General features: G+C 71.3%; 20 protein-coding genes. 2 read left to right on the top strand and 18 right to left on the bottom strand.

What is annotated here, in order from left to right; genetic code table 11:
• Positions 1 to 8 precede the first annotated feature (8 nt).
• The 14 genes from FFT09_RS18805 to hrcA all read right to left on the bottom strand — a co-directional run bounded on the left by FFT09_RS18805 (position 9) and on the right by hrcA (position 11,829).
• Positions 9 to 785 (bottom strand): TIGR03943 family putative permease subunit, encoded by a 777-nt coding sequence (locus tag FFT09_RS18805; RefSeq protein ID WP_138383488.1) that lies wholly within the window; start codon positions 783 to 785, stop codon positions 9 to 11.
• A complete protein-coding gene (locus FFT09_RS18800) occupies positions 785 to 1,789 on the bottom strand; it encodes a permease (RefSeq protein WP_138383487.1) in 1,005 nt (334 codons plus the stop codon). Before FFT09_RS18800 ends, FFT09_RS18805 begins: the two co-directional genes overlap by 1 nt.
• On the bottom strand, positions 1,786 to 2,196 hold the full coding sequence (locus tag FFT09_RS18795) for a YbjN domain-containing protein (RefSeq protein ID WP_024875739.1): 411 nt from the start codon (positions 2,194 to 2,196) through the stop codon (positions 1,786 to 1,788). Before FFT09_RS18795 ends, FFT09_RS18800 begins: the two co-directional genes overlap by 4 nt.
• Positions 2,193 to 3,011, bottom strand: coding sequence for an isoprenyl transferase (locus FFT09_RS18790; protein WP_024875740.1), 819 nt, complete (start codon positions 3,009 to 3,011; stop codon positions 2,193 to 2,195). The genes FFT09_RS18795 and FFT09_RS18790 overlap by 4 nt, the downstream gene beginning before the upstream one ends.
• On the bottom strand, positions 2,956 to 3,807 hold the full coding sequence (recO, locus tag FFT09_RS18785) for a DNA repair protein RecO (RefSeq protein ID WP_024875741.1): 852 nt from the start codon (positions 3,805 to 3,807) through the stop codon (positions 2,956 to 2,958). Before recO ends, FFT09_RS18790 begins: the two co-directional genes overlap by 56 nt.
• Before the next feature lie 74 nt (positions 3,808 to 3,881).
• Positions 3,882 to 4,784: a GTPase Era gene (gene era / locus FFT09_RS18780; RefSeq protein WP_081195167.1), complete on the bottom strand. Its 903-nt coding sequence runs from the start codon at positions 4,782 to 4,784 to the stop codon at positions 3,882 to 3,884.
• Positions 4,781 to 5,116 (bottom strand): hypothetical protein, encoded by a 336-nt coding sequence (locus FFT09_RS18775; protein WP_024875743.1) that lies wholly within the window; start codon positions 5,114 to 5,116, stop codon positions 4,781 to 4,783. The genes era and FFT09_RS18775 overlap by 4 nt, the downstream gene beginning before the upstream one ends.
• A complete protein-coding gene (locus FFT09_RS18770) occupies positions 5,109 to 6,455 on the bottom strand; it encodes a hemolysin family protein (RefSeq protein WP_138383486.1) in 1,347 nt (448 codons plus the stop codon). The genes FFT09_RS18775 and FFT09_RS18770 overlap by 8 nt, the downstream gene beginning before the upstream one ends.
• Positions 6,452 to 7,003 carry an rRNA maturation RNase YbeY gene (gene ybeY / locus FFT09_RS18765; RefSeq protein WP_024875745.1) on the bottom strand — a complete coding sequence of 184 codons (552 nt, stop codon included), beginning with the start codon at positions 7,001 to 7,003 and terminating at the stop codon, positions 6,452 to 6,454. The genes FFT09_RS18770 and ybeY overlap by 4 nt, the downstream gene beginning before the upstream one ends.
• Entirely contained in the window at positions 7,000 to 8,049 is a 1,050-nt protein-coding gene (locus FFT09_RS18760; RefSeq protein WP_024875746.1) for a PhoH family protein, read from the bottom strand. The genes ybeY and FFT09_RS18760 overlap by 4 nt, the downstream gene beginning before the upstream one ends.
• A gap of 113 nt (positions 8,050 to 8,162) precedes the next feature.
• A complete protein-coding gene (locus tag FFT09_RS18755) occupies positions 8,163 to 8,546 on the bottom strand; it encodes an HIT domain-containing protein (protein WP_037334634.1) in 384 nt (127 codons plus the stop codon).
• A 285-nt stretch (positions 8,547 to 8,831) separates the two neighbouring features.
• Complete coding sequence (locus tag FFT09_RS18750) at positions 8,832 to 9,602, bottom strand: 16S rRNA (uracil(1498)-N(3))-methyltransferase (protein ID WP_138383485.1); 771 nt, start codon at positions 9,600 to 9,602, stop codon at positions 8,832 to 8,834.
• 9 nt (positions 9,603 to 9,611) lie between these two features.
• Positions 9,612 to 10,769 (bottom strand): molecular chaperone DnaJ, encoded by a 1,158-nt coding sequence (gene dnaJ, locus FFT09_RS18745; RefSeq protein ID WP_024875748.1) that lies wholly within the window; start codon positions 10,767 to 10,769, stop codon positions 9,612 to 9,614.
• A gap of 34 nt (positions 10,770 to 10,803) precedes the next feature.
• Complete coding sequence (hrcA, locus tag FFT09_RS18740; protein ID WP_081195460.1) at positions 10,804 to 11,829, bottom strand: heat-inducible transcriptional repressor HrcA; 1,026 nt, start codon at positions 11,827 to 11,829, stop codon at positions 10,804 to 10,806.
• Between the two features lie 245 nt (positions 11,830 to 12,074).
• On the opposite strand from hrcA, the gene FFT09_RS18735 reads away from it, so the two are divergent.
• Positions 12,075 to 12,449 carry an SSI family serine proteinase inhibitor gene (locus FFT09_RS18735; RefSeq protein ID WP_024875750.1) on the top strand — a complete coding sequence of 125 codons (375 nt, stop codon included), beginning with the start codon at positions 12,075 to 12,077 and terminating at the stop codon, positions 12,447 to 12,449.
• 78 nt (positions 12,450 to 12,527) lie between these two features.
• Here the strand turns inward: FFT09_RS18735 and FFT09_RS18730 are convergent, their stop codons facing one another.
• On the bottom strand, positions 12,528 to 13,331 hold the full coding sequence (locus FFT09_RS18730; RefSeq protein ID WP_138383484.1) for a siderophore-interacting protein: 804 nt from the start codon (positions 13,329 to 13,331) through the stop codon (positions 12,528 to 12,530).
• Between the two features lie 241 nt (positions 13,332 to 13,572).
• Here FFT09_RS18730 and FFT09_RS18725 point away from each other — a divergent pair, with 241 nt between their 5' ends.
• A complete protein-coding gene (locus FFT09_RS18725) occupies positions 13,573 to 14,208 on the top strand; it encodes a TetR/AcrR family transcriptional regulator (protein WP_024875752.1) in 636 nt (211 codons plus the stop codon).
• Between the two features lie 12 nt (positions 14,209 to 14,220).
• On the opposite strand, the gene FFT09_RS18720 is transcribed toward FFT09_RS18725, so the two are convergent.
• The 3 genes from FFT09_RS18720 to FFT09_RS18710 form a co-directional block, all read right to left on the bottom strand.
• Positions 14,221 to 14,883 (bottom strand): histidine phosphatase family protein, encoded by a 663-nt coding sequence (locus FFT09_RS18720; RefSeq protein ID WP_138383483.1) that lies wholly within the window; start codon positions 14,881 to 14,883, stop codon positions 14,221 to 14,223.
• Between the two features lie 12 nt (positions 14,884 to 14,895).
• Positions 14,896 to 15,651, bottom strand: coding sequence for an SDR family oxidoreductase (locus FFT09_RS18715; protein ID WP_138383482.1), 756 nt, complete (start codon positions 15,649 to 15,651; stop codon positions 14,896 to 14,898).
• A gap of 111 nt (positions 15,652 to 15,762) precedes the next feature.
• On the bottom strand, positions 15,763 to 16,968 hold the full coding sequence (locus tag FFT09_RS18710) for a S8 family peptidase (RefSeq protein WP_138383481.1): 1,206 nt from the start codon (positions 16,966 to 16,968) through the stop codon (positions 15,763 to 15,765).
• Positions 16,969 to 17,074: the final 106 nt, after the last annotated feature.

Genomic DNA, 17,074 nt, shown 5'->3' with positions numbered 1-17,074 from the left:
TCACGGGTTCAGTACTCGTACGGATCCGCAGGTGCGGCGACTTCCCGCGCCGTGCGGACCGTGAGATGGGGACGGTATCCGGTGTCGGCCGTGGCCGTCCCGGGAACCACGGTCCCGGTGACGGTGAGCCACGTGTCGTCGGGAGTGTCTCGAAGCTCGGCCGCGGCGGGTCCCGCCAGCCGCACCCGGACCGCCGAGGCGTCCGCCGCGCAGCAGCCGATGACCAGGCGCGCGAGCATCGTGCCTCCCTCGCCGTGGACGACGAAACCCGTGAGCGACACCGTGCGCCCCGCCAGGCTGTGCGCGGAGTCCCAGCCCGCTCTGGTGACGAACTCCGTCACCGACAGCGGGACCACCTTCCCGCGCGGCAGCGGCGGGAACGGCGACGCCGGCTCGCGACCGCCCTGCACCACTCCGGCCTCGGCGTCGCGCCTCACCGAGTCCGCTCCGAGTGCGGGCGGTGCGACGAGGAAGACGGCCAGCACCGGCAACAGCAGCAGCCACGCGGGCCGGGCGTCGTGACTGTGCTCGTGGTGCTCGTGGTGCTCGTGGTGCTCGTGGTGCTCGCCATGAGGCCCGTCGCCGGACGCCGGGGCGTGCGCGCGGGCGCGCACGATGTCACGGCCGATCGCCACCAGCCCGAGCCCGAGCAGCACCGCCGCCGCACCGAACAGCCACGGCTGGTGCGACGGCTTGACGTAACGGAGGTAGTCGCCAGTGAGCGCGATCTTCAGCAGCGCCCCGCCGAGCAGCACCAGCAGCAGGTTCTGGGTCTCGCGCCGCATCAGTCCCCTCCCAGCAGCAGCGAACCCGCCACGAGTGCGCACCCCACCGCGACGACGAACGTCGCGGGAGCGAACCGCAACGCGAACGCCCTGCCGAACGTCCCCGCCTGCAACGCGAACAACTTGAGATCCACGGCGGGCCCCACCACGAGGAACACGAGCTTCGGCAGCAGCGGCACGGGCGCCAGCGAGGCCGCCACGAACGCGTCGGCCTCGCTGCACAACGAGAGCACCACCGCCAGTACGGCCATCACCAGGACACCGAGCACGAGGTCGTCGGACAGCGCGCCGAACCACGAGGGCGGCACCAGTACCCCGAGCAGTGCCGACACCAGCGCGCCCAGCACCAGGAAACCGCCCGCGTCGATGAGATCGGCACGCGCGGTCTCGGCGAAGGTGGCCCACCGGCTCCCGCCCGTCTCGGGCACCCGCCGCAGCACCCGCTCGGCGATCCACTCCAGCCTGCCGAACCGCAACCACAGCAGTCCCATGAACACCGACGTCGCCAGCGAGGCCACGAACCGCGCCACCACCATGCCGGGCTCACCGGGGAAGGCCACCGCCGTCGCCACGAGCACGACGGGGTTCACGGCCGGGGCGGCCAGCAGGAACGTCAACGCCGCCGCGGGTGCCACGCCCTGCCCGATCAGGCGGCGGGCCACCGGCACCGACGCGCACTCACAGCCCGGCAGCGCGATCCCCGAGAGACCGGCCACGCCGACGGCGGCGGACTGCCTGCGCGGCAACACCGCTCGCAGTGCTTTCGCCGGCACGAACGCGGCGAGCGCACCGCTGATGAGCACACCGAGCACCAGGAAGGGCAGCGCCTGGACGCACACCGCCACGAACACCGTGGCTGCGGTCCGCAACGCGGGAACGTCAAGCACCGACGCCAGCCACGACTGCCCGACGATGGCCACGAGCAGCACCACGCACAGCACCTCGACCGAGGTGAGCGGCCCCCGCCGTCGCGGCTCGACCGGCGCCGCGGTGCCGTCGCTCATGCCCCCAGCAGCTCGGAGCGAACCTGGGACGCCGTGGACACCACGAGCATCAGCAGCGTGCCCAGTGCGGCCTCGTCGAGGCCGTCCGCCGGGAACGCGTAGCGCAGCGTGAGATCGAGTCCCCGCTCGGTGTGGACGATGCCCAGGGTGCCGAACAATCCCTGACCCGCACGCTCCGCCACCGTCGCGGCCAGTTCGGGCTGGTCGGGCAGATCCCAGGCGATCACGCAGGTCAGGCTCAGCACGGACAGCCCCTCGGCCAGCCGCATCGCCTGCACCACGCACGGCACGTCGGCGTGGGAGAACGTCAGCGTGCCGTCGTCGTCGACCCGCACCTCCAGGTAGCGCTCCAGCGCGTGCCGGGCCGACGTCAGCAGTGCCGCGGTGTCAGCGGCCTCCGACGTCATGGCCGACCACCCGCCGCGTCCACCGCGGCCCCGAACCGGCGATCGCGTTTCGCGTACTCCAGGCACGCCTGCCACAGCTGCGTGCGATCGAAGTCGGGAAAGAGCGTGTCCTGGAAGACGAACTCGGCGTAGGCGGACTGCCACAGCATGAAGTTCGACGTGCGCAACTCACCCGACGGGCGCAGGAACAGGTCCACGTCCGGCATCTCGGGCTGGTACAGATACTTCGCGAGCATCCGATCGTCCACCTTGTCCGGGTTGATCTTGCCTTCGGCGGCGAGCCTGGCGATTCGCCGTGCGGCGTCGCCGAGTTCGGCGCGCCCACCGTAGTTGACGCACATCGTCATGTTCAGCAGCGTGTTGTCGCGGGTCTTCTCCTCCGCGTCCTGCAACTCCTTGATGACACTGCGCCACAACCGGGGTGTGCGCCCGGCCCAGCGGATGCGCACCCCGATGGAGCCCAGGTAGTCCACCTGCCTGCGGATCGTGTCGCGGTTGAAGCCCATCAGGAAGCGGACCTCGTCGGGACTGCGCTTCCAGTTCTCGGTCGAGAACGCGTACACCGACAGCCACTTGACGCCGAGTTCCACGGCGCCGCTGGCCACGTCGATCATCACGGCCTCGCCGCGCTTGTGTCCCTCGATCCGTGGCAGCCCGCGCTGGTTGGCCCAGCGGCCGTTGCCGTCCATCACCAGCGCCACGTGGTTCGGCACCAGCTCGGGCGGGATGGCAGGCGGCCGCGCACCGGACGGGTGCGGTTCAGGCTCCCGTAGCTCCTCGTGCGCTTTCGCGGCTTCGCGTCCCCTGCGCCGCACTCGTTACCTCCGTCTCGCCGGACACCGGCACCGACCCTAACGTGTCGGCGATCGGCGCCTCACGGGCACGGCGTTCCACGAGCGGCAGCGACCGCAGCTGGCGTTCGAGATGCCACTGCAGGTGCGCGGCGACGAGCCCGCTGACATCGCGCCGCACCCCCTGGGTGGTGTGCTCGGCGGTCTCCCAGTCACCGTGCAGCAGCGCGGCGAGCAGCACCAGCGCCTCGGGTGCGGGGTGGACCGAGCCGGGAACGCGGCAACGGGGGCACAGCGACCCGCCAGCCTGGACGTTGAACGCGCCGTGCGGGCCCGGCTGCCCGCACCGGGCGCACTCGGTGATCGCCGGAGCCCACCCGGCCCACGCCATGGACCTCAGCAGGAAGGCGTCGAGGACGAACGAGGCGTCCCGGCGCCCCTCCGCGAGCGCCCGCAACGCCCCGACCGCCAGCAGGTACAGCTTCAGCACCGGCTCGCCCTCCTCCGCCGTGAGCCGGTCCGCGGTCTCGGTGATGGCGCTGGCTGCGGTGTAGCGCTGGTAGTCGCCGACGAGCGGGAGCGCGAACGCGTCCACGGTCTCGACCTGGGTGATGACGTCGAGCGTGCGGCCCGTGTAGAGCTGGACGTCGACATGGCCGAACGGCTCCAGCCGCGCACCGAACCGGGACGTCGTCCGCCGCACCCCCTTGGCCACGGCGCGAACCTTGCCGTGGCGGCGGGTGAGCAGGGTGATGATGCGGTCGGCCTCACCGAGCTTGTGGACCCGCAGCACCACGCCGGTGTCCCGATACAGACTCACGACTCCATCGTCCCACGACGGTGGTCCGTCGCCCGCGCAACCGCCGGGCGCTCACAGCGCGTGGCGGGGTGGTGTCAGAAACCGAGCCTGCGGAGTTGCCTCGGGTCGCGCTGCCAGTCCTTGGCCACCTTGACGTGCAGGTCGAGGTACACCTTGCTGCCGAGCAGCGCCTCGATCTGCTGCCGCGCCCGCGCCCCCACGTCCTTGAGCCTGCCGCCCCGGTGCCCGAGCACGATCCCGCGCTGACTGGTGCGCTCGACGTAGAGGTGCGCGTAGATGTCGACGAGGTCGTCCCTGCCCTCACGCGGGAACATCTCCTCGATCGTGACCGCGATGGAGTGGGGCAGCTCGTCGCGCACGCCCTCCAGCGCGGCCTCGCGGATCAGTTCCGCCACGAGCGTCTGCTCGGGTTCGTCGGTGAGGTCGCCGTCCGGGTACAGCTCCGGGCCTTCCGGAAGGTGCGTCACCAGCAGGTCGGCCAGCGTGTCCACCTGGTAGGACTCGACGGCCGACACGGGAACGAGGTCGGCGAAGTCCATGACGTCCTGCAGCGCGAGCAACTGCTTGGCGACCTGCTCCTTGCCGACGAGGTCGGTCTTCGTCACGATGCCCAGCACCGGAGTACGCCGGGCGATCTTCGACAGCTCCTGCGCGATGAACCGGTCACCGGGACCGACCTTCTCGTCCGCGGGCACGCAGAAGCCGACGACGTCGACCTCCGACCACGTGGCGCGCACGACGTCGTTGAGCCGCTCCCCCAGCAACGTGCGGGGCCGGTGCAGTCCCGGGGTGTCCACGATGATGAGCTGCGCGTCGTCGCGGTGGACGATGCCGCGGATGGCGTGCCGGGTGGTCTGTGGCTTGCTCGACGTGATGGCGACCTTGGACCCCACCAGCGCGTTGGTCAGGGTGGACTTGCCCGCGTTCGGCCGTCCGACGAAGCACGCGAAACCCGAGCGATGTTCGCTCTCACTCACCGCAGCGTCTCCTGCACGGTGCCGGCCGGGTCGGCCCGCAGGATCGGCGCGCTCTCCGTGAGGTCGCGGACCGCCTGCACCGAGCAGCCCTGCACCAACGGGAAGTCCGTGACCACGGCCGCCGCCTCAAGCCCCTCGGCGCCGCTGGACACGGCCGCCGCGACCGCGGCCTGCAACGCCGTCAGCCGCAGCGAGGGCAGCTCCACCGTCGTCGCCGCGTACGTGCGGCCGTCGGTGTCCCGCACGGCCGCGCCCTCGGCCGCCTGTGTCCTCGCGCGCGCCGAACGCGCGAGGATGACGATCTTCTCGTCCTCGGGGTCGAGGTCAGGCATGCTCCACTCTCCTGTCGCGCTCGTCTTCGTCGTCCCGGCCCTCGGCGGGCGGGGTGCCGGGCCCGATGCGGCGGCCGTCCGCGGCCCGCACCACGACGGTGGTGATCCGCATCCGCCCGCGCCGGTCCTTGCCGCCCTCGGCGCGCAGCCGCAGGCCGTCGATCTCGGCCTCGGCCCCGGGCAGCGGCACCCGGCCCAGGCGCTGCGCGAGCAGCCCGCCGACCGTCTCCACGTCGTGCTCGGAGAGGTCCACGCCGAACAGTTCGCCCAGGTCACCGACGCCCAGCCGCGCGGAGACCCGCACCACGTGGTCGTCGACGTGCTCCACCGGGGGTCGTTCGTCGGTGTCGGACTCGTCGGTAATCTCCCCGACGATCTCCTCCAGGACGTCCTCGATGGTCACGAGACCGGCCGTGCCACCGTACTCGTCCACGGCGATCGCGAGGTGGTGGCGGGAGACCTGCATGTGCTTGAGCAGGCTGTCGAGCCGCTTGGAGTCGGGCACGAAGTCGGCCGGCGTCATCAGGTCGGCCACCTCGCGGCCGGTGCCGCCCTCGGCGATGGAGGCGCGGACGAGATCCTTGAGGTTGACCACGCCGACGATGTCGTCCACGGACTCGTCGATCACCGGAATCCGGGTGAAGCCCGTCCGGATCGACAGGGCCAGCGCCTGCCGCACGGTCTTGTTCCGCTCGATCCACACGATCTCCGTGCGCGGCACCATGACCTCGCGGGCCACCGTGTCCCCCAACTCGAAGACCGAGTGGATCATCTCGCGCTCGTCGGTGCCCACCACGCCGCGCTCCTGCGCGAGGTCCACCAGCTCCCGCAGCTCGGTCTCACTGGTGAACGGCCCCTCGCGGAACCCCTTGCCGGGCGTGATCGCGTTGCCGACCACGATCAGCAGCTTGCTCAGCGGCCCCAGCACGGTGCCCAGCACCCGCACGGGCCCGGCGACGGCGAGTCCCACCCGGTACGGATGCTGCCTGCCGATCGTGCGGGGCCCCACTCCGACGACGACGTAGCTGACCACCGCCATGGCGAGCGCGGTGATCAGCACCGCCAGCCAGTCGGGGTCGATCCAGCGCAGCGCCACCACGGTCACCAGCACCGTCGCCGTGAGCTCGCACCCCATGCGCAACAGCAACAGCAGGTTGATGTGCCGGCTGCGTTCGCCGATCACCGTGATCAGTTGGCGCGAGCCGGTCCTGCCCAGTCGTTCCAGGCCCTCGGCCCGCGCCAGCGAGGCCGTGGAGATCGCCGCATCCGCCGCCGCGAACACGCCCCCCAGGAACACGAGCAGCACCGCCACGACCAGCAGCGTGGCCGAAGAAGTCACGATGTCTCCGAGTCAGGCCTTCTGTCGAGTCCCGCCGCGCCCAGTAGCCGGTCGTCGTTGGTCCGTTGCACGTCCTGCCGGAGCGCGGCGGCCAGGGTGTCCCGGAACTCGGCGAGAATGCTCTTCTGCAACGCGAACATCTCCCGCTCCTCCTCGGCCTCCGCGTGGTCGTAGCCGAGCAGGTGCAGCACCCCGTGCACGGTCAGCAGGTGCAGTTCGTCCAGCAGCGGATGCCCGGCCTTGCGCGCCTGCTCGCGCGCGAACCCGGGGCACAGCACGATGTCGCCCAGCAACGCGGGAGACGACTCCACCGCGTCCGGCCTGCGGCCCGCCTCCAGCTCGTCCATGGGAAACGCCATCACGTCGGTGGGCCCCGGAAGGTCCATCCAGCGCTCGTGCAGCTCCTCCATGACGTCCAGGGTCACCAGCACCACGGACAGCTCCGCCAGCGGGCTGACCTCCATGCGGTCGAGCGCGAACCGCGCCGCCGCCACGATGGAGGTCTCGTCGACGTCGACACCGGACTCGTTGGCGATCTCGATGCTCACCGGCCGCCCCGCCCGTTGCCCTTGTCGGATTCGCCGGGGTTGTCCTGCGTGGCCTGCCACTTCTCGTAGGCGTCCACGATGTCGCCCACGAGCCGGTGGCGCACCACGTCGTGACTGGTCAGCGTGGTGAAGTTGAGGTCGCCGACGCCCTCCAAGATGTCGCGCACGACGCGCAACCCGCTGCGCTGGCCGGTCGGCAGGTCGACCTGCGTGATGTCGCCGGTCACCACGATCTTGGACCCGAACCCGAGCCGGGTGAGGAACATCTTCATCTGCTCGGGAGTGGTGTTCTGGGCCTCGTCGAGGATGATGAACGCGTCGTTGAGCGTGCGCCCGCGCATGTACGCGAGCGGGGCGATCTCGATGGTGCCCGCCTGCATGAGCCGCGGGATCGACTCCGGGTCCACCATGTCGTGCAGCGCGTCGTAGAGCGGGCGCAGATACGGATCGATCTTCTCGTAGAGCGTTCCGGGCAGGTAGCCCAGCCGCTCACCCGCCTCCACGGCCGGCCGCGTCAGGATGATGCGGGTGACCTGCTTGCCCTGCAGCGCCTGCACGGCCTTGGCCATCGCGAGGTAGGTCTTGCCCGTCCCCGCGGGACCGATGCCGAACACCACCGTGTGCTGGTCGATCGCGTCCACGTAGCGCTTCTGGTTCAGCGTCTTCGGCCGGATCGTCCTGCCGCGCCGCGACAGGATGTTCATGCTCAGCACGTCGGCGGGGGACTCGGAGCCGCCGGAGGACAGCATGGTCACCGTCCGCCGCACCGTGTCCGGCTTGAGTTGCTGACCCCGCTGGGCCAGCGTCACCAGTTCCTCGAAGACCCGCTCGGCGAACGCCACGTCACCGGGTGCGCCGGAGAGGGTGACTTCGTTGCCCCGGACATGCACATCGGCGTCCAGCAGTTCCTCCGCGACACGGAGGTTCTCGTCACGTGAGCCGAGCAACACGAGCGCCGCGGCGTCAGGGATCGGGAACTTCGACTGCGCCGAGCGCTCCTGGGCGACGGTGGCTTTGGCGGGTTGCAGCGGTTCGGTTCCGGCCACGTGGCCTCTGGCCTGCTTTCTGCACGTTCCGTGCTGGTCGACGACGGGCTTGACAGGTCAATGCTAGCGGCATCCGCCCTGTCGGGGCAGGTGAGTTTACCTGCGGGCTTGGTTCAACGTCCGAACCGGCCGAGCTGTTCCCCGCCGAGGACGTGGGCGTGGACGTGGAACACCGTCTGTCCTGCGTCGGCGCCCGTGTTGAACACCACGCGGTAACCGTCCGTCAGCCCCTCCCGCGCCGCGACCTCCGCCGCCGTGGCCACGACGTCGGCCAGCAACGCGGGATCGGCGGCGGCCAGCTCGGCCACGTCGCGGTAGCGGGTCTTGGGCACCACCAGCACGTGTGTCGCGGCCTGCGGACTGATGTCGCGGAACGCGATCGTGGTCGCGGTCTCGTGGACGATCTCGGCGGGAAGCTCCCTGGCGATGATCCGCTCGAACAGTGTCGCGGCGCCCTCGCCCGCCTCGGAGTCGTCCTGGTCGCTGCGCTCGCTCACGGCACCTCCTGTGTCCCACGCCGGCCTGTGGTCTCTCGACGTCCATCATCACCCACGCGGCCGGTGGGGCGCCGCGGGGCGGTGCAGCCTGGGGGTCGCTCCACTCGCCACCGCGGCTCCGCCGGACCGAGGGGGGAGACGTCCGGCGGGTCATCGCCCGCACGTCGGTCGCACACCCGCGCAGGCTGTGCCACAGGGTAGAGCGCGCCGAGGCCGCGACGGGGCCGAAGTCGCCAGAAAATCCGGGCTTTGTGCCGCTCGCGCCAGTCGCGACCGCCGTTCGGCCTATCGCCACCGGCCGGTCAGCGCACCCAGCGCCCCCAGCGCGACCGCCGCCGCCGTGGAGGTGCGCAACACCGTCGGTCCCAACCGGACACCGCGCGCCCCCGCCTCCGCGAAGGCGTCACGTTCCTCGGGCGACACCCCGCCCTCGGGGCCGACGACGAGCACGATCTCGCCCTCGGCCGGGAGCGGAACCTCCGGCAGCGCGCGGGACGCGCCGCCGTCGAGCACGAGCGCGAGATCGGCCCGGCCCAGCACCTCGGCGAGCTGCGAGGTGGTCACCGGCTCCGGCACGTCGGGAACCCATGCGCGGCGCGCCTGCTTGGCCGCGGCGCGCGCGGCGGCGCGCCACTTCGCCAGCGCCTTCTCACCACGGGGGCCGTCGTCCCAGCGGGCCACGCTGCGGGCGGCGCGCCACGGCACGACCGCGTCCGCACCGGCCTCGGTCGCCAGTTCCACCGCCAGCTCGCCGCGATCGCCCTTCGCCAGGGCCTGCGCCACCGTCACCCGCAGCGGTGGGGCCGACACGGTGTGCACGGCCTCGATCCGCACGTCCACGGCCGGCCTGCGACCGGGCCGCACCGCCGCCACCACGCAGTCGGCCAGCGTGCCCCGGCCGTCGCTCAGCGCCAGCCGCTCACCCGCACGCAGCCGCCGCACGGTGACCGCGTGGTGTGCCTCCTCCCCGTCGAGCACCGTGGTGGCTGCGTCTGAGGCGTCGGAGACGTCGGGCAGCGACGGGACGAGGAACACGGGAGGTGTCGTGTCGCCCACGGTGTGCTGTCAGCGGCTCTTGGCGCGCAGCTTGGAGAAGAGACCGCCCGGCTTGTGGCCGTTGCCACCGAGTGTCGGTGCCTCCTCACCCCGCAGCGTGGCGAACTCGCGCAGCAGTTCGGTCTGCTCGTCGTCGAGTTTGGTGGGCACCACCACGTCGATGTGGACGTGGAGGTCGCCCCGGCCGTCCACCCGGCCCGAGGACCGCAGCCGGGGCATGCCCAGACCCGGCATCACCAGTTCGGTGTTCGGCTGGGTTCCCGGTTCGATCTCCACCTCGGTCTCGCCGTCGACGAGGGTGTCCATCGGGATGGTCGCGCCGAGCGCGGCCGTGGTCACCGGGACGCGGATGCGGCAGTGCAGGTCGTTGCCCTGCCGCTCGAAGTCCTCGTGCGGCGCCTCGTCCACCTCGACGTACAGGTCGCCCGCCGGACCGCCACCGGGACCGACCTCGCCCTGCCCCGACAACCGGATGCGCATCCCGTCACCGACGCCGGGCGGGATCTTCGCCGTGACGTCGCGCCGGGCGCGCACGCGGCCGTCGCCGCTGCACTGCTGGCACGGGTCGCTGATGACCTCGCCGTAGCCGCGGCACGTCGGGCACGGCCGCGCCGTGACGACCTGGCCGAGGAACGACCGCTGGACCGACTGCACCTCGCCCTGGCCACCGCAGGTGTCGCAGGTGACGACGCTACCGCCGTTCGCCGTGCCGGCTCCCCGGCAGACGTCGCACAGGATCGCGGTGTCGACCGTGATCTGTTTGTTGATCCCGGTCGCGCACTCCTCCAGCGTCAGCTTGAGTCGCAGCAGCGCGTCCGACCCCGGCTGCACCCGGCTGCGCGGACCCCTGCCCCGTGCGCCACCGGCGGCGGCGCCGAAGAAGGCGTCCATGATGTCGCCGAGGCCGCCGAACCCGGAGAACGGGTCGCGCCCTCCGGCACCGGCCCCGGTGTCCAGCGGGTCGCCGCCGAGGTCGACGATCTTGCGCTTCTGCGGGTCCGAGAGCACCTCGTAGGCGCTCGTGACCTCGCCGAACTTGAGCTGCGCGTCCTCGGACGGGTTGACGTCGGGGTGCAGTTCACGCGCGAGTTTGCGATAGGCGCGCTTGATCTCCTGGTCGGTCGCGTTCTTCGACACGCCGAGGATGCCGTAGTAGTCCTTGGCCACCGTCTTGCCGTCCTCCTAGAAAGCCTGCACGAGTCTAGTCGCCGGACAGAATCCGACCCACGTACGTGGCGACCGCGCGCACCGCCGCGATCGTCCCGGGGTAGTCCATCCGGGTGGGGCCGACCACGCCCATGCCCCCCAGCAGCACCTCGTTCGAGCCGTATCCGATCGACACGACCGACGTGCTCCGCATCTGCTCGTCCTCATTTTCCTCCCCGATCCGCACGGTGACGGCACCGGGGTTGCGCGCCGCGGCGAGCAGCTTCAGCACGACGACCTGTTCCTCCAGGGCTTCGAGCACCTGGCGCAGCGAGCCGGGGAAGTCCGCGACGTTGCGGGTGAGGTTGGGGGTGCCGCCGAGCACGAGCCGTTCCTCGGGGTGCTCCACCAGCGACTCCACCAGTGCCGTGGACACCCGCAGCAACACGTCGCGCAGTTCGGGGGGCGCCTGTTCCGGCAGCTCCGAGACCTTCGCCGCCGCGTCGGGCAGCCTGCGGCCGGACAGCGTGCCGTTGAGCACGTCCCGCAGCCGCGCCACCGACTCCTCGCCGATGACGTCGCCGAGATCCACCGAGCGCTGGTCGACCCGCCCGGTGTCGGTGATCAGGACGATGAGCAGCCGCGCCGAGGTGAGCGCGACGACCTCGACGTGCCGCACGGTCGAGTTGGTCAGCGTGGGGTACTGCACGACCGCGACCTGCTGGGTCAGCTGAGCCAGCAGCCGCACCGACCGCCGCAGCACGTCGTCGAGGTCGACGGCGCCCTCAAGAAACTGCACGATCGCCCGCCGTTCGGCGGCCGACAGCGGTTTGATCTGGGAGAGCCGGTCGACGAACAGCCGGTATCCCTTGTCGGTGGGAATCCGTCCCGCCGAGGTGTGCGGCTGGGTGATGTAGCCGTCCTCCTCCAGCGCCGCCATGTCGTTGCGCACGGTGGCGCTGGATACCCCGAGGTTGTGCCGGTCGACGAGGGCCTTCGACCCCACCGGCTCCTGGTTCGACACGTAGTCGGCCACGATGGCGCGCAGGACCTCGAACCGACGCTCATCCGCACTGGCCACCGGCACCTCCTCTCGTCGCCCTGCTTGACGACGAGTTTACGTGCGGGCTGCCGGTGATCCGACCGCCCACGCGACACGGGGCCGCGCCGGGAGGCACGGAGCGCCCGCGCCCCACCGGAAGTGATCTTGAGCACAACCCGTGAGCGGACGCCGACTCGCGACTCACCTGTCCGAGTGAGAGCCCGTCACGATGATCAGCCGATCCAGTGAACAGGTCCGCCGGAGCGTCGGCCGATAGTCCAGACATGCCCATGTTCGCTTCCACCTCCCTCGCCGCCTGCACGGTCGCGGCGCTGTGTACCGGCGGCCCCGCCCCGGCTCCCCAGTCCTCGTTCGAGCTGAGCCTCACCGACACGCGCGGAGCCAGCTCGTCCGTCCGCCTGCAGTGCGGGCCCGCGCAGGGCAACCACCCGCAGGTCGACGCGGCGTGCTCCGCACTGGAGCGCGCCGACGGGGACTTCAGCCGCCTTCCGATGAAGAACCAGCTCTGCACGATGATCCACTCGCCGGTCGAGGCGCAGGCCCGCGGGCACTGGCACGGCGAGCCCGTCGAGTTCACCACGGAGTACTCCAACCGCTGCGTCGCCGACGCCCACTCGGGCGGCGTTTTCGCCTTCTGACCGCCGGATCACGCCGCACGGCCGGGTGACTCCGCTACGGACACAGTGGACCCAGTGGCGGGTTCACCCGGCCGCGGCTCACTCCATGAAGGTGCGCTTCTCCGCCCGCCAGACCTCGTCCGTACGCCCGCGCCGCCAGTAGCCGGAAATCGAGAGCAGGTCGCGGTCGAGCCCGCGTTCGGCCAGCAGATGCCCCCGCAGATCGCGCACCGCACCGGCCTCACCGTGGACGAACGCCTGCACGGTGCCCTCACCGAGGTCGAGGGAGCGCACGTCGGCGACCAGGTCGTCGCCCTCCGCGCGGTGCAGCCACCGCAGATCCACGGAGCCCTTCGTGGGCAGCGCCTGGTGCTCGGCACGGTCGTGGACGAGCAGGCACACGGTGGCGCGCGCGCCGGCGGGCAGCGCCTCCAGCGACGCCGCGATCGCCGGCAGCGCCGACTCGTCACCGGCCAGCAGGTGGTGGTCGACGTCGGCGCGCGGTGCGTACGACCCGCCGGGTCCGCGCAGGAGCACCTCGTCGCCGGGCCGGGCTCCCGCCGCCCACGGGCCGCCGAGGCCCACGTCACCGTGGACCACGACGTCGAGTGTCAGCTCTCCCGCCGCGGGGTCGTGCTGCCGGACGGTGTAGCTACGCAGGCGCGGCCACTGCTCGCGCGGCAGCGACTCCTTGACGGCATCGAGGTCGAACGGCTCGGGATAGCGCACCCCGGGCACGGGAAAGAGCACCTTGACGTAGCAGTCGGTGAAGCCGTTGTGCCGGAAGTCCGACACAGCGGGGCCACCGCAGACCACTCTGATCATGTGCGGCGTCAGGCGCTCGGTGCGCGCGACCCGCGCCCGGATGGTGGGTGCGGCGTTCTTCCGGCTCCGGTCCGCCATGCTTGTCCCCGCTTCTGTCACGAGACGTGTTCTTAGGTTGACCTAACTCACCCTAACGGACCAGAGCGCGGCGAACCATGTCGTCCCGTTCTTGCCCGATTGCCAACGATCACCAGCGCAACCGGCGGGATCACCGCATGCCGCCCCGCGTATCACCCGATCGTGCGGAACGCACCGCCATGCGCCCGTCACCTGCCTGATTTGGCGGCAGAGCACGGGTCGCCGTGCCAGACTGCGGCGCATGACGACGGAATCCACACCGAAGTGGAGACGGTTGGAGCCGGACGAACGCCGCAAGCAGATCTTCGGCTGCGCGGCGGAGCTGTTCGGCGAGCGACCGTACACGGACGTGTCCACCTCGGACATCGCCACGCGGGCCGGTGTGGCACGGGGACTCATCAACCACTACTTCGGCACCAAACGCGAGCTCTACCTCGCGGTGGTGCGCCGAGCGCTCGACGTGCCCTACGGCGTGCTCGCGCGCCTGCCCCCCGGCCCCATCGAGGACCGTGTCACCGCCGCGGTCGACTGGTTCCTCGACATGATCTCCCAGCAGGAGAAGATGTGGCTCGCCGCCATCGCCCCCGAGGGCATCGGCCGCGATCCCGAGGTCGAGCGCATCCTCTACGACGCCGACCGCAACGCCTCCGACCGCGTGCTGGAGGCGATGGGCTTCTCCCCCGACGACCCGCGCTGGGAGGAGTGGAACGCCGCGCTCCGGGCGTTCGGCGGGCTGGCCAAGGCCACGGGCCGGGAGTGGCTGGTCCGCGAGTCGCTGAACCGCGAACAGGTCCACGGCCTGCTCAGCCACGTCCTGCTGTCGCTGACCGAGTTTCTGCCCACGCTGTCCGCCGCGCCGGTCGGTGGCCAGCGCTAGGTCAACGGTAGGTCAGCGGTAGGTCAGCAGTCCGGCCGCCGCTCCGTCGAAGTGCCCGTGTTCGTTGAACGACAGCAGCGTGGTGCCCGAACGGCCGGTCACCACCTTGCTCACCCCGGCGTTCACCGCGACGCGGTTGAGCGACAGCAGGCCGCCCGCGGCGTCTCCGAGCAGGTCACCGCAGAGCGTCGCGATCACGCCGCCGGAGGTGAACACCACGGCCTGCTCGCCCTTGCCCAGCTCGGCCACGAGCTCGGCCAGCGCCGCGCGCACCCGCGCCAGGAAATCCGGCCACGTCTCCGCGCACCCGCCCGCCGCACCCGCCTCGATCCAGGCGGCCAGGGCGTTCTCCAGCGCGTGCTGGTAGGCCCGCGGATCGGCGCTGTTCTGCGCGGCGCCTCCGCCGTGGTGGGCGGCGATGTCCACGTGGTCGTACTCGTTCCAGCGCACGTCGGCGCTCGCCGCCAGGCCGGGTGCCGCTTCGGCCAGCGCCAGCTCGGCCGTCGCCCGCTGCCGGGACAGCGTGCCGCACCGCGCGTGCGTCGCCTCGACGGCGCGGCGCCGCAGCTCTCGTCCCGCGTGCCCGGCCTGCGCACGCCCCAGTTCCGAGAGCACGTCGTAGTCGGCGGCGCCGAACGACGCCTGCCCGTGGCGCACGAAGTAGATGGCCCCCATCGCGTCGTCCTCTCAGCTGAACCGGCGCAACAGCCGCATGGGCAGGACGCGCATGAGCACGCTCAGCGGTGTCCACGGCCAGGACGGGACGTAGGCGCGGGCCGGTTCCCGCTCGATGGCCTTCACCAGGGCGCGGGCCCCGGAGTCGGCACCGGCCAGCAGCGGTTTGCGCCCTGACGCCCGGCCCGTCATCTCCGACTCGATGTAGCCGGGCAGCAGTGTGGTGACGCGGATGGGCGTGTCCAGCAGGTCGGCGCGGATTCCGTCGGCGAGCGCGGAGATGCCGGCCTTGGACGCCGCGTAGGAGGTGAGGTTGCGGGGCAGTCCGCGCAGCGCGCTGAACGACGACACCACCACGAGGTGCCCCGCGCCGCGCTCGCGGAAGTGAGCGACCGCCGCCTCACACTGGGCCAGGCCCGCGACGAAGTTGGTCCGCACGGTCTGCAGGTTGGCGGTGAAGTGACCGGTGCCGACGGGCTGTCCCTTGCCCAGTCCGGCGTTGACGATGACGCGATCGAGCGAGCCGAGTTCCGTGCTCAGTTCCTCGAAGACGGTGAACACCCGGTCGTGATCGTTGACGTCGAGCTCGCGGACCGACACCCGGATTCCGGGATGGCGCGCGGTGAGTTCGGCCGCCAGCGCGTCGAGCCGGTCGCGGCGGCGGGCGCAGAGGGCGAGGTCGTGGCCCCGCGCGGCGAACCTGCGCGCCATGCCTTCGCCGAGCCCCGAGCTGGCTCCGGTGATCACGATGTTCTTCCGTACGGGCATGCCGCGACCCTACCCGCTACTTACCCAGCAGTAACAAGACCGGCCCAGCGCACTGTGCGCCGGGCCGGCCGGAGGAGGAGTGTGTTTGACGGGCGATCGCCGCCGCGCGGCTCAGCCGCCCACGTGGAGCAGGCGGTTGGGCGTCGACCCCGTGGGGTCGGAGATGGCGTCGGCGGTCGCGTTCGAGTCGATCGCGTCCGCGACCTCGGCGGGCGAGGCTCCCGGGTTGGCACCCAGGTGCAGGGCGGCGGCGCCCACGACGTGCGGCGTCGCCATCGAGGTGCCGCTGATCGTGTTCTCGCTGCCGTCGTGCCAGGCGGACGTGATGTTCACTCCGGGCGCGTACAGGTCAACCACGTCGCCGTAGTTGGAGAACGTCGCCTCGGCGTCGTTCTGGTCACTGGCCGCGACCGTGATCGCCTCCTCCACCCTGGCGGGGGAGGAACCGCTCGCGTCGGACGACTCGTTGCCCGCGGCGACGCCGAAGGTGATGCCCGCGTCGATCGCGCCGCGCACCGCCTCGTCGAGAGCGGTGTCGGCGAGGCCGCCGAGGCTCATGTTGGCCACCGAAGGACCGGACGCGTTCTCCGCGACCCAGTCGATGCCCGAGATCACGCCGGCGGTCGTGCCGCTGCCGTTGGCGTCGAGCACCCGGACGCCGACGATCGAGACGTCGGGGGCCACGCCGTACTCCGCGCCGCCGATCGTGCCCGCGACGTGGGTTCCGTGCCCGTTCTCGTCGGTGGCGTCGTCGTCGTTGTCGACGAAGTCGGCGCCCGGCTGAAGGCGGTCACCGAAGGTGCTGTGCTCCGAGACCCCCGTGTCGATCACGTAGGCCGTGACGTCCGAGGCGCTGCCCGGTGCGGTGTAGGTGTCGTCGAGCGGCAGGTCACGCTGATCGATCCGGTCCAGCCCCCACGACGCGACGGCCGCCTGCGACTGCGTGTCCGTGATCTGGAAACGCTGGTTCTGGCTGACGAACGCGACGTCGGCATCGGCCGCGAGCCGCTCTGCCGCCGCCTCGTCGGCCCGCATGGTGAAGCCGTTCAGCGCGCTGTCGAACGTCCGGTTGACCGTGACGCCGTAGTCCGAGGCCATCGTGCCGGCCTTGGCCGTCACGGCCGAAGCGGACATCCCGGCGGTGTCCTCGTTCAGGACGACGATGTAGCTGCCGTCGACCGCCCGCGCCGACTCGGTGTGGACCACCTCGCCCACCTCGGCGTGCGCGGGAGCCATCCCGGCGGCGAACAGCCCGGTCACGCCCATCGCGACCGCGCCGGTCAGCGCCGCCCGTGTCGTTTTCCTGGATGTGCCCATCGGATTCCTTCCCTGTCCCCGACAACGTGGTGTGAACATCGAAACGTCGGCCGTGGAAGTTGGGCAATGATTCACATTTACCAGTTCTGAACCATCCGGCCGAGCG

It is taken from the genome of Saccharomonospora piscinae (genome assembly GCF_005862235.1).
Lineage (GTDB): Bacteria > Actinomycetota > Actinomycetes > Mycobacteriales > Pseudonocardiaceae > Saccharomonospora > Saccharomonospora piscinae.
This window is presented reverse-complemented; position numbering and strand designations above follow the sequence as displayed.

Excerpts from the sequence above, each read along its gene's own strand:
- FFT09_RS18805 (WP_138383488.1), bottom strand. The coding sequence starts at position 785 with ATGCGGCGCGAGACCCAGAACCTGCTGCTGGTGCTGCTCGGCGGGGCG.
- FFT09_RS18800 (WP_138383487.1), bottom strand. The coding sequence starts at position 1,789 with ATGAGCGACGGCACCGCGGCGCCGGTCGAGCCGCGACGGCGGGGGCCG.
- FFT09_RS18795 (WP_024875739.1), bottom strand. The coding sequence starts at position 2,196 with ATGACGTCGGAGGCCGCTGACACCGCGGCACTGCTGACGTCGGCCCGG.
- FFT09_RS18775 (WP_024875743.1), bottom strand. The coding sequence starts at position 5,116 with ATGCCTGACCTCGACCCCGAGGACGAGAAGATCGTCATCCTCGCGCGT.
- FFT09_RS18735 (WP_024875750.1), top strand. The coding sequence starts at position 12,075 with ATGCCCATGTTCGCTTCCACCTCCCTCGCCGCCTGCACGGTCGCGGCG.
- FFT09_RS18730 (WP_138383484.1), bottom strand. The coding sequence starts at position 13,331 with ATGGCGGACCGGAGCCGGAAGAACGCCGCACCCACCATCCGGGCGCGG.
- FFT09_RS18725 (WP_024875752.1), top strand. The coding sequence starts at position 13,573 with ATGACGACGGAATCCACACCGAAGTGGAGACGGTTGGAGCCGGACGAA.
- FFT09_RS18720 (WP_138383483.1), bottom strand. The coding sequence starts at position 14,883 with ATGGGGGCCATCTACTTCGTGCGCCACGGGCAGGCGTCGTTCGGCGCC.
- FFT09_RS18715 (WP_138383482.1), bottom strand. The coding sequence starts at position 15,651 with ATGCCCGTACGGAAGAACATCGTGATCACCGGAGCCAGCTCGGGGCTC.
- FFT09_RS18710 (WP_138383481.1), bottom strand. The coding sequence starts at position 16,968 with ATGGGCACATCCAGGAAAACGACACGGGCGGCGCTGACCGGCGCGGTC.